Annotated in this window: 15 protein-coding genes and 1 tRNA gene; 6 read left to right on the top strand and 10 right to left on the bottom strand. The window is 67.0% G+C overall.

Annotated elements, in window-relative coordinates; all coding sequences use genetic code 11:
- Position 1 precedes the first annotated feature (1 nt).
- Positions 2-151, top strand: coding sequence for a hypothetical protein (locus FFS56_RS20550; RefSeq protein WP_164734118.1), 150 nt, complete (start codon positions 2-4; stop codon positions 149-151).
- Between the two features lie 68 nt (positions 152-219).
- On the opposite strand, the gene FFS56_RS12670 is transcribed toward FFS56_RS20550, so the two are convergent.
- On the bottom strand, positions 220-558 hold the full coding sequence (locus FFS56_RS12670; RefSeq protein WP_046747616.1) for a hypothetical protein: 339 nt from the start codon (positions 556-558) through the stop codon (positions 220-222).
- 216 nt (positions 559-774) lie between these two features.
- Between FFS56_RS12670 and FFS56_RS12665 the strand changes: the two genes are divergently transcribed.
- Positions 775-1,209 (top strand): hypothetical protein, encoded by a 435-nt coding sequence (locus tag FFS56_RS12665; RefSeq protein WP_127012674.1) that lies wholly within the window; start codon positions 775-777, stop codon positions 1,207-1,209.
- A 14-nt stretch (positions 1,210-1,223) separates the two neighbouring features.
- Here the strand turns inward: FFS56_RS12665 and FFS56_RS20935 are convergent, their stop codons facing one another.
- The 5 genes from FFS56_RS20935 to FFS56_RS12640 all read right to left on the bottom strand — a co-directional run bounded on the left by FFS56_RS20935 (position 1,224) and on the right by FFS56_RS12640 (position 9,257).
- Positions 1,224-2,654, bottom strand: coding sequence for a serine/threonine-protein kinase (locus tag FFS56_RS20935; RefSeq protein WP_127012675.1), 1,431 nt, complete (start codon positions 2,652-2,654; stop codon positions 1,224-1,226).
- A 122-nt stretch (positions 2,655-2,776) separates the two neighbouring features.
- Complete coding sequence (locus FFS56_RS12655; protein WP_171011016.1) at positions 2,777-5,917, bottom strand: DUF11 domain-containing protein; 3,141 nt, start codon at positions 5,915-5,917, stop codon at positions 2,777-2,779.
- A gap of 389 nt (positions 5,918-6,306) precedes the next feature.
- Complete coding sequence (locus tag FFS56_RS12650; RefSeq protein WP_127012677.1) at positions 6,307-7,056, bottom strand: alpha/beta hydrolase; 750 nt, start codon at positions 7,054-7,056, stop codon at positions 6,307-6,309.
- A 141-nt stretch (positions 7,057-7,197) separates the two neighbouring features.
- Positions 7,198-8,232, bottom strand: a complete 1,035-nt coding sequence (locus FFS56_RS12645; RefSeq protein ID WP_127012678.1) for a methionine synthase — start codon at positions 8,230-8,232, stop codon at positions 7,198-7,200.
- A 20-nt stretch (positions 8,233-8,252) separates the two neighbouring features.
- Positions 8,253-9,257, bottom strand: a complete 1,005-nt coding sequence (locus tag FFS56_RS12640) for a DUF1852 domain-containing protein (protein ID WP_127013011.1) — start codon at positions 9,255-9,257, stop codon at positions 8,253-8,255.
- Positions 9,258-9,378: 121 nt separating this feature from the next.
- On the opposite strand from FFS56_RS12640, the gene FFS56_RS12635 reads away from it, so the two are divergent.
- Positions 9,379-10,320 carry a LysR family transcriptional regulator gene (locus tag FFS56_RS12635; RefSeq protein ID WP_127012679.1) on the top strand — a complete coding sequence of 314 codons (942 nt, stop codon included), beginning with the start codon at positions 9,379-9,381 and terminating at the stop codon, positions 10,318-10,320.
- Between the two features lie 131 nt (positions 10,321-10,451).
- Here the strand turns inward: FFS56_RS12635 and FFS56_RS12630 are convergent, their stop codons facing one another.
- Positions 10,452-11,096, bottom strand: a complete 645-nt coding sequence (locus tag FFS56_RS12630) for a hypothetical protein (protein ID WP_127012680.1) — start codon at positions 11,094-11,096, stop codon at positions 10,452-10,454.
- Between the two features lie 87 nt (positions 11,097-11,183).
- Here FFS56_RS12630 and FFS56_RS12625 point away from each other — a divergent pair, with 87 nt between their 5' ends.
- Positions 11,184-11,795 (top strand): TetR family transcriptional regulator, encoded by a 612-nt coding sequence (locus FFS56_RS12625; protein WP_046747610.1) that lies wholly within the window; start codon positions 11,184-11,186, stop codon positions 11,793-11,795.
- 292 nt (positions 11,796-12,087) lie between these two features.
- Positions 12,088-12,381 (top strand): hypothetical protein, encoded by a 294-nt coding sequence (locus tag FFS56_RS12620; RefSeq protein ID WP_127012681.1) that lies wholly within the window; start codon positions 12,088-12,090, stop codon positions 12,379-12,381.
- 375 nt (positions 12,382-12,756) lie between these two features.
- On the opposite strand, the gene FFS56_RS12615 is transcribed toward FFS56_RS12620, so the two are convergent.
- The 3 genes from FFS56_RS12615 to FFS56_RS12605 all read right to left on the bottom strand — a co-directional run bounded on the left by FFS56_RS12615 (position 12,757) and on the right by FFS56_RS12605 (position 14,388).
- Positions 12,757-13,095 carry an HNH endonuclease gene (locus FFS56_RS12615; RefSeq protein ID WP_127012682.1) on the bottom strand — a complete coding sequence of 113 codons (339 nt, stop codon included), beginning with the start codon at positions 13,093-13,095 and terminating at the stop codon, positions 12,757-12,759.
- A gap of 104 nt (positions 13,096-13,199) precedes the next feature.
- A tRNA-Ser gene (locus FFS56_RS12610) sits at positions 13,200-13,290 on the bottom strand.
- Between the two features lie 51 nt (positions 13,291-13,341).
- Positions 13,342-14,388 (bottom strand): hypothetical protein, encoded by a 1,047-nt coding sequence (locus tag FFS56_RS12605; protein ID WP_127012683.1) that lies wholly within the window; start codon positions 14,386-14,388, stop codon positions 13,342-13,344.
- A 128-nt stretch (positions 14,389-14,516) separates the two neighbouring features.
- Here FFS56_RS12605 and FFS56_RS12600 point away from each other — a divergent pair, with 128 nt between their 5' ends.
- On the top strand, positions 14,517-15,293 hold the full coding sequence (locus tag FFS56_RS12600; protein WP_046747607.1) for a hypothetical protein: 777 nt from the start codon (positions 14,517-14,519) through the stop codon (positions 15,291-15,293).
- The last annotated feature ends 34 nt before the right edge of the window (positions 15,294-15,327 follow it).

The raw sequence follows: 15,327 nt of genomic DNA, 5'->3' as shown, positions 1-15,327 counted from the left end.
CATGAGCGATCCGAAGAACACCCAGGGTACGCCCGGCCCCGATGAGGAGGCGGACACCGCATCGGGAGGCGCTCCGGACACCGAAGAGGTGCTCGAGGACGAGACCACCGACGAGAACGGGAAACCGCTCGAGAACCCGTCCGGCGGCTGAACCCCCGGCAGATGACGAACGCATCCGTTCGCGGCCGAATCGACTGTGGGCGGATGCGTCGTTCTGGGTCAGGCCCGCTCGAGCACCCGGTTCGGCTCGCGGGGCGCGGCGTCCGCCGGCTCGGGCACGAGATACAGACCGCTCGGCGAGTTCGCGGTGAAAGCAAGCGCTTCGATCCACTCGCGATTGATCGAGGGCTGACGACTCCCGCTGTACTTGAAGACGAGCGCGCTGCCGCCATGCACCCAGACGGTCGTGCGTCCGCCGCCGATGCTGACGTCTTCCTTCCAGCTGAAACCGAACGGCTCGCCTCGACGGAGTTTCGCGGTCATGACGAGCTGGATGTGCGTCAGCGCACGATCCTCGATCTCGGTCTTGACGTCGCCTTCATAGATGAACCTGCCCATGAGGCGCTCCTCTGTTTCGCCACGGGAACCCGTGCCAGAGGCGCGACCGAGATGATCGCTGAGTGGTCTTCTCCAGCATCGCACACATGGGGGACATCCGGACCGTCGACCGTCGCGGAACGACTCACGACACGACCCACGAGTCATCCGTACGAGGTACGCCGATACCTCGCGCGAGGGATGCCGCGAGGCCGGCACAGCCGCGAGGCTGGGGGCATGAACGTACGACCGCTTCTCGCCGCCTCCGCCCTGATCGTCGCGGGCGCACTCTCCCTCAGCGGATGCTCTGCCTTCGACAGCATCGTCAACAAGCAGTCCACCTCCACCTTCGACGATGCGGCCGCTTTCGCGAAGGGGGCGGAGGTCGACGCGGACTGGATTCCCGCAGACTCCTCGCAGATCACCGTGCGCACCTCGACGCTCGAGAAGGCCGAGGACGCGGTCATCCTCCTCACCAGCGCTTCCGACCTCGCCGATGCCTGCACCGAGGTCGAGCGGCAGTCGGCGCCGTCCTGGACGCTCGACGGCGCCCCCGATCCGTACAAGGCGAAGACCGTCTTCGTCTGCGGCGACTGGAGCGTGATGGCCACGGACGGCGGCTGGTACGGCTGGACGCCGAACTCCGACGGCGAGCGCGCCGCCGCGGGCTGATCGGGTCGGGGGCGCTACTTCTTCGCGTCCCGCTTCTCCTGCTCCTTGTCCGCCCTCTCCTGCTCCTGGTCGGCCTTCTTCTGGGCTTCCTCCTGCGCCTTGCGCTCGTCCTTGGCCGCCTGCTCCGCCGCCTTGCGCTCGTCCTTCGTCTGATCGACGACCTGATCGACGTGTGTCGGCTGCGTGTTCTCAGCCGGGACGACGGGGACGACAGTCCCCGAGGTGTCCTGCTGCGCGTCAGCCTGATCCGGTGTCGGATCCGGCGAGGGCGAGCTTCCCGGCGTCTGCTCGGTGACGACGGAATCGACATCGCCGGTCTCCAGGTCGCCGGTGTCTCCGAACCCTTGACCTGCCGCCCACACCCCCACGAGCACGGAGGCGGCGACGACCGCGGCAGCGGCGGTGCCGATCACTCCCCACCGTCGAGTCGGGCGACGCGTGGGCACCACACGGTCCGAGGGCTTCGAGGAGAGGAGCAGTGTCGGTGCGGTGCTGGCAGCGGAAGCGGCGCTCATCGCCGGGACCGGAGGGGCGATCACGGGCACGGGAGGGCGAGGCGGGATGGCCGGCGCAGACGCGAGCATGGACGCCGCGGCGAACACGGCAGCGGCACTGGGCCGGTCCTCGGGCGCGATCGCCACCATCCGGGCCAGCAGCTCCGCCCACTGCGGGCCTACGGATCTCGGCACCTCAGGGACCTCGATCAGACGTGCCATCGCCGCGCCGATCCCCTCCGCCTGGCCGAACGCCCGCTTCCCGGTGAGCGCCTCCAGCAGCACGAGTCCCAGGGAGTAGATGTCGGCCGCCGGAGCAGGAGGCGCGCCCCGGAGTTGCTCGGGGGCGAGGTACGCAGCAGTGCCGATCACGACACCGGGCGACGTCAGCCGGGCATCATCGACGAGCACGGAGATACCGAAGTCGGCGAGCTTCGCGCCCGAACGGCTCCCCGGAAGCGAGGTGGGCGAGAGCAGCACGTTCGACGGCTTCACATCGCGGTGCACCACGCCGGCACCGTGCACCACATGCAGCGCTTCGGCGAGATCCGCGGCGATCATGGCCACGTCGGTCGGCGGCACGGGGCCCTGGGCGATGCGGGCGGAGAGCGTCGGGCCGTCGACGAACTCCATCACCAGGTACTCGGCTTTGCCCGGCACCAGTTGGGCGTCATAGAGCGTGACCATCGCGGGGTGGTTGAGCGAGGCCAGCAGCGTCATCTCACTGCGCGCACGGTCTGACGGAACGCCCTCGCTCCCCCCGTTCAGCAGCTTGATCGCCACCGTTCGGCCGAGCAGGACGTCTTCGGCACGGTACACACGGGCCATTCCGCCCTGTCCGACGCACTCCCGCAGCTGATAGCGCCCGCCCAGCAGCTCTTGCGTGGGCGCAGAGTCAGTGGGCGCAGAGTCAGTGGGCGCAGAGTCAGTGGGCGCAGAGTCTTCGATCATCGGCGAGTCCTCCTGCCACCCGTCGGGTCAAGGGCGGCATTCGATGACTTTAGGATGATCCGTCCTCGACGTATCGGGCCTTGACAGGAGCGGGAACCGTCCGGACGGATCCGGACTGGTCGCTAGCCGCGCATCCTCCTCTTGCGGGCAGCCGAGGCGAGGAGAGTTCCCGTGACGACCAGCCCTGCGGCGACGGCGAGGGCGATGACAGGCACTGGGCCACCGGTGTTCGACAACCCTCCGGCGTCAGGGCGCGGCGCAGGTGTCGGGGTGGGCACAGGCATCACCCTGAGCTCCGTGGTCGTCGTCGCCGGATCAGACACGATCGGTTGCCCGGTCGGCGGCTGACCCGACGCGATGGCGTTGTTCGTCACGACCCCCCGGTCGATGTCGGCAGCGGTGATGCCGTAGGTGCTCGTCGCCGTGGCCGCTTCACCGGGAAGCAGCACACCTTCGAGGGCGGGCCAGGTGTAGACCAGCGGAGGCAGCCCGGTGAGCGCGTCGGTGATGGTGACGTCCGTCAGTGCGACACCTCCCGTGTTCGTGACGGTGAAGGAGTAGATGATCGACTGCCCGGGTACTGCAGGGTCGGTGATCCCGCCCGCGTCCGCGGTCTTCACGAGGGCGATCGACGGAGCCTCCATCAGCGGCGTCGTCGTCGTCTGTGGTTCCGACGAAACGGGATCTCCGGTGGGCGGTTGCCCCGAGGCCGTGGCGTTGTTGGTGACCTCACCGTTGTCGATGTCCGCCGCAGTCACGAGGTACGTGCTCGTCGCTGTCGCTTCTTGCCCAGGCCGCAACACTCCGTCCGCGGAGGGCCAGGTATAGGTCAGAGCCGGCAGGCCGGCGAGTTGGTCTGTGATCGCGACGCTCGTGAGAGTGGTGTTGCCCGCGTTCGTGACCGTGAACGAGTACGCGATCGGCTGGCCGATCTCGGCCGGCTCGGTTATCCCCGCAGGATCCGCGGTCTTCACCAGCGTCAGGGCGGGCGCCTGGGTGATCGGTGTCTCCGTGTCGGGTTCATTCGATGGCACGTTCGCGCCGTTCTCGGTCGTCCCATCGGCGATGGCCGAATTCAGCACCACACCGGCATCGATGTCAGCCTGGGTGATCGCATAGGTCGCCGTGGCTGTCGCCGACGCACCCGGTGGGAGTGTGCCTGGATCGGAGGGCCATGTGTAGGCGATTGCAGAGAGGCCGGCGAGTCGATCGGTGATCGCAACGTCTCGGAGCTGCAGATTGCCGTCGTTGGTGATCGTGAAAGAGAACGCGATCAGTTCGCCGGGGGCCGGCGGCGTTCCGAAGGACGGTGTCGCTTCTTTCTCGAGGGCGAGGGCAGGAAGCTGGTTCAGGGGCGTCGTCGTCGACTGCGGCCCTGCAGGCACCTCGGTACCATTGGGGTCTCGGGAGGTCGCGCTGGCGGTGTTCGTCACCGCACCGATCTCGATGTCCGGCTGAGTCACACCGTGGGTTCCGGTGGCGGTGACGCTCTGCCCGGGAGCGAGGGTTCCCGGTACGCCTGGCCACGCGTAAGCGATGGCGCCTCCGAGCAACGTGTCGGTCACCGCGACATCGGTGAGTGTGACGTTGCCCGTGTTCGTCACGAGGACCGTGTAGTCGATGGGATCGCCCACGCGTGTCGGCGACTGCACACCGCTCGCGTCAGCCGTCTTCACGAGAGAGAGCTGCGGTGCTTCGCTCCCCGAGATCACGGCATCGTCGGTCGCACTGACCGGATCACCCTCCGGTGGAGTGCCGGTCACCTGCGCGGTGTTGGTCACCTCGCCCGCGTCGATGTCTGCTTGTGTCAGCGTGTACCCGGCGGTGCATGTCATCGATTCGCCGGAACCAAGCGTGGTCTGCGGACAAGAAGTGACCGGGGGGCTACCCGTGCCGCTGAATGCCGTCTCGGTGACTGCTATCGCGGTGAGATCGACGTTCCCCGTGTTGGTGACGAGGAACGAGTACGTCACGGGGGCGTTCAGCACGTACTGCGCCGGGTCGGTCAAGCTCGAGGACTTCACGAGACTGATCGCGGGCGCGTCAGCAGTGGTGAAGACGACCGTGCTGTTACCGGGCTGAAGCAGCCCGCTGATCGGACCGATGTTCGAGGGGCCGTTGGTGTACGAGCCTTCGGTATCGGAGGTGATCGGAACCGTGAACGTGCACGAGACGGTCCCAGCGTCCATGTTGCCGGTCCCGCTCACGGTCGTTCCGTTGACCGTCGCCACTCCCGCCGGGCAGTCGGTGGCGGGGTCGCCCGCGAACCGGAGCCCTGCCGGGAGGGTATCGGTGAAGGACCACCCGTTCTTCGCTTCGAGGTCGTCTGTATTGGTGATGGTGAATGTCAGCGTGGAGGTCTGACCGACTTTCACCGTCGACGGGCTGAACGCTTTGTCGAGCTGCGGCGTCGCGTCGACGATGCGAGGATCGTCGAAACCGCTGTCGTTCCCGCGGAAGCCCCCGGCGGCATTGAACAGCTGCACGCCGAGCGAGGTCGTCGTCGCGTCCGCACGGAACCCCGCAGACTGCAGCTCCGCGACGTGGAAGAGCCTCCCGCCCACAGTGATCTCTCGCGCTGCCGGGTCCGTGCACGGGTTGAGACCGCTGGCGAGGGTGGTGACCGTGCCCCCTCCCGTGCCCGGCGCAGGCCCGCTGCCCGTCTGATTCACGATCAGGTTGAAACTCAGCCGCGGATCGACACGGTTCAGTGTCGGGCCCTCGGACACGCAGTTCGCGGCGCCGTAGATAGCGCTGATCAGGTAGAAGTGTCCGTGAACGATCCCTGCCGTGATGGGTTTCGCAGTCTGGAACTCGACGCCGGGACCGGGCGCGGAGCCGCCGTTGGTGTACTCGGACAGAATCTGGTTCTGCTGAGCCGCCGCCAACGCTTGGCCCTTGTACAGGCCGATCGCGGTCGCCATGCCCTGGAGATATGCCCATGCCGTGGCATCACAGCCGGAATCGACGCCGGTCACGGCCGCGTTCCGCGGTGTCGTCGAGCGCAGGACCCAGCCGTTGCACTGGTCGGCGACCGGAGCCCAGTTCGGACTCGTCACGTACGTCTCCGTGTTCGCCGCTGCACCGCCCGTGTACTGACCGATGCGGATGCCGTTGGTCGCGGTCTGATTCTCGAAGGTCTCCAGATACACCGCGGTGGCCGGCGCCTGTGGAACTCCTGGACTCCCCGGCGCGGCCACCGCAGCCGAAGCCGCGAGGACTCCTCCGCCTCCCAGCAGCAGCACCCCTATCGCCGCGAGCATCGAACGCGCGTACCCGCGACGCTCAGAACCTCGCCGAACCTTGTTCCTCCACTGCGCACCACTGGACATCGCGACTCATTCCGGTCGGACATCTCCCCCAGCCGGAGCGTAGACCTGGGCGTTCGCTATGTGCAAGAGGAAGCCACCCATTCGCGAGGATAGGCGACCCCAAAGCGATGATGACTTTTGTCCAGACTGCGCAGGAAAACACGAAGGTGCATTGCATTCCGGCTCCATCAGGCGCATCCTGATCGTGCTCCGGTCGTAGCGCGAGATCGTGGGGGGCCGCGCTCGCAGGCATCGGGTGCAGACGGGGCGTTCGCCGGATCCCTCCCCCTCGGCGAGCGCCTCGCCTCCGCGCCCCGGTCAGATCACTCGGCCTCCTGCCCTCACGCACCCCCGAGGTGACGGGCGAAGAACCGGACGGCGTCCTCCCCGGCGAACGCCGGAACTCCGGTGTGGCCGCCCATGTTGGCGTACAACGTCTTCTCCGTCGAGCCGAATGCATCGAACAGGTCGAGTGCCATCTGGCGGTCGTTGCCCTCGTCGTCCCACTGGAGCAGCACGTGCAGCGGGATCGTCACCCGTCGGGCCTCTGCCATCGTCGAGCGTGGGACGAAGCTGCCGGCGAAGAGTCCGGCGGCCACGATGCGTGCATCCATCGCGGCGAGGCGGGTGCCGATCGCGATCACCCCTCCGGAGAACGCGACCCGGTCGCCGATCTCCGGAAGCTCGAGGGCCTCGTCGAGCGTCGCCTGCCATTCGGGAACAGCCCGGTCGACCAGAGGGAGGATCAGCCGGTCCACGACATCCGCGGAAGGCTCCTCTCCCGCGGTGATCGCTCGAACGAGGTCGGCCCTGGCGAGCTCGGCGCCGGGCAGTGGAGCGCGTTCGCCTGCCCCCGGCAACTCGATGGTCGCGGCGGCGAAGCCCTGCGCGCTGGCGCTGCGGGCACGCGCGACCAGTCTCGGATACATGCGCCGCATGCCGATGCCGCCGGGCTGGCCCATGAGGATGAGCGGGACGGGAGCGGTCGGCGTTGCGGCGGGCGGCGTCCACAGGATGCCGGAGACGTCGCCGAGTGTGAACGTGCGCTCGGTGATGCGGTCGTCGAGGATTCGTCGTGAAGTGAAATGCATGGTCGTACCTCTCGGGAGTGCGGCGAAGAAGCGGCGCTCCCGGACGACCTATCGCCCGACCGTGTCTCCCTGGAGGAGCACCGACGTGAGTTCGTTCACGGGTACCACCTCCTCAGGTTGCTGCACGGAAGCTCGAGGCTATCAGAGCGCGGAGCCGAGCTCCTCGCGAAGGAGAGCAGTACCTGCGCTGAGCGCCCGCAGCTTGCCGCGGGCGACGTCACGCGACAACGGCGCCAACCCGCAGTTCGTGCTCGGCACGAGCTTGTCCGCGTCGACGAAGCGGAGGGCGTTCCGCAGGGTGTCGGCGACCTCCTCCGGAGTCTCGATGGTGGGGCTCGCCACATCGATGGCTCCGAGCATGACCTTCTTGCCCCGGATGAGCTCGATGAGGTCCAGGGGCACGTGCGAGTGATGACTCTCCAGCGAGACGGTGTCGATGCTCGACTGCTGTAGAAGCGGGAACGACTTCTCGTACTGCCGCCACTCCGAGCCGAGGGTCGCCTTCCAGTCGGTGTTCGCCTTGATGCCGTACCCGTAACAGATGTGCACCACGGTCTCCGCGCGCAGCCCCTCGGCTGCGCGTTCGAGCACGGCCACGCCCCAGTCCTGCACGTCGTCGAAGAACACGTTGAAGGCCGGCTCGTCGAACTGGATGATGTCGACCCCGGCCGCCTCGAGCTCCTTCGCCTCCTGATTGAGGATCGTCGCGAACTCCCAGGCGAGCTTCTCGCGACTCTTGTAGTGACGGTCGTAGAGCGTGTCGATCATCGTCATCGGACCGGGCAGAGCCCACTTGATGGGCTGGTCGGTCTGCTGGCGGAGGAACTTCGCGTCCTCGACGAACACGGGCTTCTCGCGGCTCACGGCACCGACCACGGTGGGCACGCTGGCGTCGTACCGGTCGCGGATCCGCACGGTCTCCCGCTGGTCGAAGTCGACACCGGAGAGGTGCTCGATGAACGTCGTGACGAAGTGCTGGCGCGACTGCTCCCCGTCGCTGATGATGTCGATGCCGGCCTGCCGCTGTTCGTGCACAGTGAGGCGAAGCGCGTCCTGCACGCCCTCCACCAGGGCATCGCCCTCCAGCTTCCACGGGGACCAGAGCGTCTCGGGCTCGGCCAGCCAGGAAGGCTTCGGCAGGCTGCCGACGGTGGAGGTGGGAAGGATCTCGGTCATGATCGGGGCTCGTCCGTTCGTCATCCGACGGACACCAGCGAGTCTGCGGAACGGCCGGCGGCCCACCTCTCGAGGAGCTCGCCGTGCGGGGTCATCAGATGCGCGTCGGCGTACCTCCCCTGCTCGGCCGCGAGCCGGCTGCGCTCCTCGCGGTCGTAGGCGATCTTGGTCACCGAGTAGTCCTGCTGCTCCAGGGTCGGCCGGTAGATGCTCGCGGCCTCGGAGTTCGCGTTGTAGATCTCCGGTCGATAGATCTTCTGGAAGGTCTCCATCGTGCTGATCGTGCCGATGAGCTGGAGGTTCGTGTAGTCGCTGAGCAGATCCCCGCGGAAGTAGAACGCCAGCGGGGCGACGCTGCCTCGCGGCATGAAGTAGCGGACCGAGAGGCCCATCTTGCCGAAGTACTCGTCGGTCAGCGAGCCGTCCTTCTGCTCGTACTCGACACCGAGGATCGGGTGGTGGTTCTCGGTGCGACGGTACGTCTTGCTCGTCGAGACGCTGATGCAGATGACGGGCGACAGCGTGAACCGCTCCCGGTACGCCTCGGAGTCGAGGAAGTGCTGGAAGAGCTTGCCGTGCAGGTCGCCGAAGTCGTCGGGAACGGTGAAGCCGCCCGCGGCCGCGGTGGCCGCCGGCAACCGCACACTGAAGTCGAAGTCGCGGATGTACGACGAGAAGTTGTTGCCCACGATGCCCTGAGTGCGCGTGCCCGTCGACCGATCGACGATGGTCACCTCCAGCACCTCGAGAAGAGGGAACTCCCGATCCTCCCCCTCCGTGGCGAATTGGATCGCGACCGAGACGATCTCGAGTTCGAGCGTGTAGCGATCGCGGCTCGGGTTGTCCCAGTGCGCCAGATCGTTGAACCGCCGGTCGATCATCGTCAGGGCGTTGCGGAGGTTCTGCTGACGGTGCTCGCCGCGCGCCAGATTGGCGAAGTTCGTGGTGATGCGCGAGTCGTCGGACGGCGAGTAGTCCTCGTCGAAACGGGTCGTCGTGATGCGGAACGTGAATTCGGATGCCATGAGCGGCCAATCGGTGGAAGATCGGCCGGGCTCGGCCTCGATCGGGGGTTTCTCCATGATGACGACTGCAAGGGCCCATCGGGTAATGCGCGTCGACTATGCCGTGGCATAGGTTGAATCTATGGCCAAGCGCTCGAACGGCATCACCCTCCAGCAGCTCACCTATTACATCGAAGTCGCCGCGGAGGGATCGATCAGTGCCGCCGCCGACCTGCTCTATGTCGCCCAGCCCACCCTGTCCGCGGCGATGAAGGATCTCGAAGGCAGAGTGGGGCGCGAACTCCTGATCCGCTCCGCCCGGGGCGTGACGCTCACCACCGATGGTGTCGAGTTCCTCGGGTACGCCCGGCAGGTCGTCGAGCAGGTGGCGCTCCTGGAGCAGCGCTACCTCGGTCATCCGCCGTCCCGGCGACTCCTCGGCGTCTCCACCCAGCACTACTCGTTCGCTGTCGACGCCCTCGTGCGGATGGTGAAGGCGACCGCGGCGACCGAGTACGAGTTCTCCCTGCGCGAGACGCGCACCTGGGACATCATCGAAGACGTCCGCACCCTCCGCAGCGAGCTGGGGATCCTCTATCGCAACGACTTCAACCGCAACGTGATCGACAAGCTGCTCCGCGACTCCGGGCTCGCCTTCCACCCGCTCTTCGTCGCAGACCCGCACATCTTCATCTCCCGCAAGAACCCCCTCGCCGCGCGGAAGCGCGTGACGCTCGCCGATCTCGCCGACGTGCCGAGGCTCACGTTCGACCAGGGCGCGAACAACTCCTTCTACTTCGCCGAGGAGATCCTCTCCACCCTCTCGAGTCCCCAGGACATCCGCGTCTCGGACCGCGCGACCATCTTCAACCTGATGATCGGCCTCGACGGCTACACCATCTCGACCGGCATCATCAGCGACGACCTCGACCCCGAGATCGTCGCCATCCCGCTCGACGTCGACGAGAACATCGAGATCGGATGGATCGGCCACTCGGCGATCCCGCTCACCGAGCAGGCGCAGCGCTACCTCGCCGAACTGCGCGCCGTCGTCTCCGAGTTCGGGGTGGAACTGCTCGGGTGAGGGCCATCACCCCTCATCGCCCACCCGCCCCGGAGTGGCGGCTCAGGTAAGCCCGAAGGCGGCGTCGGGGACATGCGGCACCGGTGTTGTGACAGGGCCGCTCTGGTGCATGGTCGTTCCTTTCGTGGGGGTCAGCTCGCGAGCTCGTCGATCCAGCTCGAACGCATTCGCAGGGCTCGTTCCGTGCTGCCGAGGACAGCGGCGAGACTGACGAGCAGATTGAGCTCGAGCGGGAGTCGGATGGGCGAGGTGAAGGTACCGATCGAGTCGGCGATCAGGGGGATCTTCGAGAGGGCCTCGATGATCTGAGGGACCTCGACGCTGAGGCCGACCACGACGAACGCGATGGAGACGAGGCCGATCACACGGCTCACTCCGGGATGCCGCTCGTGCAAGCGAGCGCGACGCCCTTCGGCGGATCGAGGATCGGGCGACAGCTGCTGTTCCACACCGTCTGCCCGCACATAGTGGCACCGTTTGAGCCCGAACCCGGTGATCGCCACCTCGATGTGTCCGCCTGGCACTGCGAAGCGTGTGGGCATCTTCGCGTAGGACTGCAGCGCTCCGTCGACGTAGAGACGCGCACGGATCTCACCGTCGGTCATATCGCCGGCATGACGGACGTCGACCGTGTACGTCGACGTCGTGCCGTCGGCAGAGCGCAGCGTGATCGATCGGAGTGACCGACCGAACATCTGCCACCAGCGATAGCGGCGCAGCGGTTCGCCGGAACCGGTACGAACGCGACGGTTGCGCCAGTTCTTTCCCGCCATCATCTCGCCCTCCAGAATCTAATACAGCGTGATAGCCGACGACGGGCTAAACTAGCACACTGTTATAGACGGATGGCTCATGAGGGAGAAATGGACGAAGCGTCGAAGGAACCGGGAACACGGGAGAAGATCCTCATCGCCGCGGCAACCATGCTGGGCGAGAACCCGACCGCACGTCTGAGCGTGAGAGCAGTGGCCGCCCGCGCTCAGGTGAGCACGGGGTCGCTACGCCACTTCTTCCCGACGCAGCGGGAACTCATCGAGACGGTGGTGGCCGCGATGTACGACCTGGAGATCCCCGATGATCCGATCAATGATCGTTCTCTGACGGCGGAGGAGAGGCTCATCGCGTGCTTGCAGCTCATCCTCCGCCAAATCGGCGTGGGCGAGAGCGCGCGGAAGCAGTGGGGAGCGCTCTACGAGGCGTACGTGGCCACGCCTCCGTCCGAAGACGAAGCGGCCACCTACATCGCCCTGGACCGCATGGGACGACATCGGATCGCGCAGTGGCTGACCACGTTGATCGACGAGGGCGTGGTCCCCGCCGGTCGGGTCGAGGAGCGAGCACGGTTCCTCTCGACCGTGCTGGCGGGGCTCATGACCGAACGCGCGCTGCCTTTCGACGCCGTGGGCATCGAGGCCGAGACGACGACTCTGCGGCTCGCAGCCCACGCGGTCATGAGCGAATGGCCCGCCGCATGATGATCGCCACCGCCCTGGCGCCCGAACCGTCAGCTGCCGGTAAGCCCGCAGCCTCGATGGAAGAGGTTCTCGCTGCTGAGAGAAGCGCCTGCGGGCACGTCGACTACACCGCGAAGTTCGCGATGGGGTGTGCAGATCTCGTTGCCGGCTAGGGAATCTCCGCGTCCTCTCGGTCGACGATCAAGTGCATCCGCTCCCCCGGACACAACCCCTTTCGATGCCGTCCGGCGCTGACCTAGCATGAAGTATGAACGTTAGATGGCGACGTGCGGTAGTTATCACTCTGATCGTCGTGGCTTTCGCGCTGCTGTGGGCCGCGGTTGCCTTCGAATGGCTCACCGAAGCTGGCATTATCTGGGGCCTCGCCCTTGTGGTCATTGCATTCGCGGTGCTTGCCGTAGTGGCTGCATTCCGCAAGCGGCCCCGCCCGGAGCCCTCTGACCAGCTCAGCGCCTCGGACGAGTACTCAGACCTGTACCTCGGGCGACAGAAGCGGGTTCAGCCTCGTCGTGACGTGCGGGAGACGTCTCAGATCGGTGACGGTCTGCCACCGGATCCTCTGGCTATCCGGAATCAGAACGACTGACTCGGGTATGACGAAGGGCCCCGCGGCTTTTTTTGCGCGTCACGCTCTCCGGTGGCGGCCCGTCCGGTGCATCCGGCGCACACACCTTGCAGCGCCTGTACCGTCCCGCAGCCTGGAGCTCGTCGACGGTCACGTACAAGGCTTCGTAGTAGTTTCGGTCCACGCCCTCGACGGGTCCAACAAGCGAACGACCGTCTTCGTAGGACTCGAGGACCTGGTATCCAGCACGAGGCAGCTCTTCACGAATGTCGCCGCGTGCCTGGTGCTGGATCGTCGGGCAGTCCTCACGGTGCAGCACGCGCGGCGTCTCGCTGGTGCGATTCAGGATCAGACGCGGAGTCTCGGGCACGTCACCATCATCCCGCGGCAGGACCGTCATGCCCACACCAGCCTGTGGTGGCGAGCGAAGTCCGCGGCCGTGTTCGTGTTGTGGGCGGTACACAACCGCTCAACCAGCTCCTCGACGACCACCTGCAGCGCGACGGTCTCTATATCGCGCCCCGCTCGCACGGCACCCTCAGAGTCGACGACGAGATACCCCTGCTCGAACAGCTCGTTGCACCCCAGGTTGCAGGCGAGCATCGCGATCGCTGCGAAGTCCTTCCGGTGGTCCTCGTCGGAAACAGACCGCGGCACGATGTGGGCTGCCACTAGCAGCGACGCAGGCAGCCGGCGGCCGCACAAATCGCAGTTTGCCGCGTCACGTCCTGCCAACAGATATCCGCGGAGACGCCCTTGCTGCGTTACCGCAGACCGATCACCGAACATGACGAAGGCCCCGCATCCCAGTGTTTACAAGGGATGCGGGGCCTTCGTGGTGGCGGTGACGGTGGGATTTGAACCCACGGTAGGGGGTTACCCTACACAACTTTTCGAGAGTTGCACCTTCGGCCGCTCGGACACGTCACCGCGGAACAGCTTACGCGACGCGGGGCGTCCACGCGAATCGAGAGCAGCAGCTCACCAGGCGCTGGCGACCTCGGCGTGCGTGCGCAGGATTCCCTCGGTCGATCCGGCGGGTGCGCGGCCGATGCCGCATTCCGTCGCGACCCCGAACGCGGAGACGAACGGAGCAGCGGCGGCGATGCGACGTGCGGCGCCCTCGACCCCGTCCTCCCGGTGCACGAGCCCCAGGTACAGCTCGTCGACCGGTGCGAGGTCGGTGAGCGGGGCGAAGTAGGCCTCGTCGTCGTGGTCGATCGGCACGGGGAGGTGCAGCCAGGTGAGCGGACGCGCGGATGCGGCCACGACGGCGTTCGCATACCGGACCAGGTTCGCCGCGTCGCGCGGCTCGAAGAAGTGCTTCTCCCCCGCGTCGCCGTAGCAGAGGTGCACGCCCACCTCGACGTCGGCGGGCACCGCGTCGACCAGGGCGGCCAGCCGTGCGGCCAGTCCGGCGAACGGGTCGCCGGGCCACCAGGCCTCCATCACGGATCCGTACCCGGCCGCGCGCTCGATGATGCCCATCTCGCTGGCGACGTCCCACTGCACGGCGAGGTCATCGTGCGGGATGGCAGCCAGGATCTCCTCGAGCTCGCGCAGGATCGCGGCGGTGTAGACGGGCTCGATGGCGCCGCGATCATCGCCGTGGAAGAACGAGGCGATCACCGCGAGCGGCGTGGGCAACGACACCTGGAACCGCACCTCCGCCGGAACCGCACCCTCGGCGCGCAGTCGCTCGAACACCGCATACGACTCGATCGCGGCGGCTGCGTAGCCGAGCGGCGGCAGCTCGATGGCCGAGGCATCCACGCCCTCGCCGATGCGCAGACCCCGGGCATCGATGCCGGCGGGGAACGGGATGGGTTCATCGCCGATGCGCTCGATGCCCTCGGCCAGTCCGATCACGTCGGGCTGGAACATGATCCAGTGGAACCGCTTGCCGACCTCGCCGTCCGGGATGCGGCGGAGTCGAGTGCCGAGCGTCTCCGCGGCGGTGCGGATCGTGGTCTCGGCGTCGTCGTAGTTCACGCTGCCCACGAGGAGGGCACCCTGCGGCTGAGTCATGCCCCCAGAATATCGGCGGGTCGGCGGTGTTTTCCCCGGCAGCGGATCCGCCAGGACGGGGGCGATCGAGTTAGGATGGCCTTACAACCCGCCGCCTGTGGGGGCAGCGATGACGGGAAGGTTCCATCATGGGCTTCATCACGTCCGAGGCACTGGCCGACACCGGCTACGTCGTGCTCGACGACCACACCTCCGCCACCGATCCCGCTGAATGGCTGGGCCTCGAGTACGTCGGTTGGCGCTCCTCCGGCATCACGCGCTTCGCCCCGCTCACCAGCTATGCCGGCGACGTCGACTGCAACGGCTTCTGGAACCACACCCCGCCGCGCACCGACAAGGACGGTGTCTGGGTCGACTCGCAGGTCGCGATCGCCCCGACGCTCCAGCGCCGGGCCCAGGAACCGGGCGCGGGCATCGGCCGATGCCGCGTGATCGAGCTGCAGCCCAACGAGTACGCCGACGCGATCTACAACCTGCACCAGGACGACAACAACCGCCTCAACGAAGAGGGCACCGGCTGGGTCGTGCGCGGGTTCTTCAACCTCTCCGACGACACCGAGTCGATGCTGATCCTGCGCTCCGACCGCTTCGACCCCGCGACCGAGATCCGCCTGCCGCTGCGCGCCGGCTCCCGCATCATCGTCGACACGCAGCGCTTCTGGCACGCGGTCTGGCACCGCGGCACGGCACCCCGATACGCCCTCATCACCTCGTGGACCAGCGGCCCCGAGCTCGACGCGTACATCGCCGCCAACCACGGCGACCCGCACCCCAAGACCGTCGACCTCGACCCCCGGTTCGTCGACGCCGCCCAGATCGAGCTGCATCGCCGCATCGAAGAGCGCCGTCGCGCGTTCGAAGCACAGGGCATCGTGATGGAACCGCCCGTGGACATGAACGTCTGAGACGTCGGCCCGCAGGTCTCCCCGTAGCGAGCGG

Origin of the sequence: Microbacterium sp. Beta (genome assembly GCF_005502545.1) — a bacterium.
In the GTDB taxonomy this organism is placed as follows: Bacteria; Actinomycetota; Actinomycetes; order Actinomycetales; family Microbacteriaceae; genus Microbacterium; species Microbacterium oxydans.
Note: the sequence above shows the minus strand (reverse complement) of the source record. Positions and strands in the feature narration are given on the sequence as shown.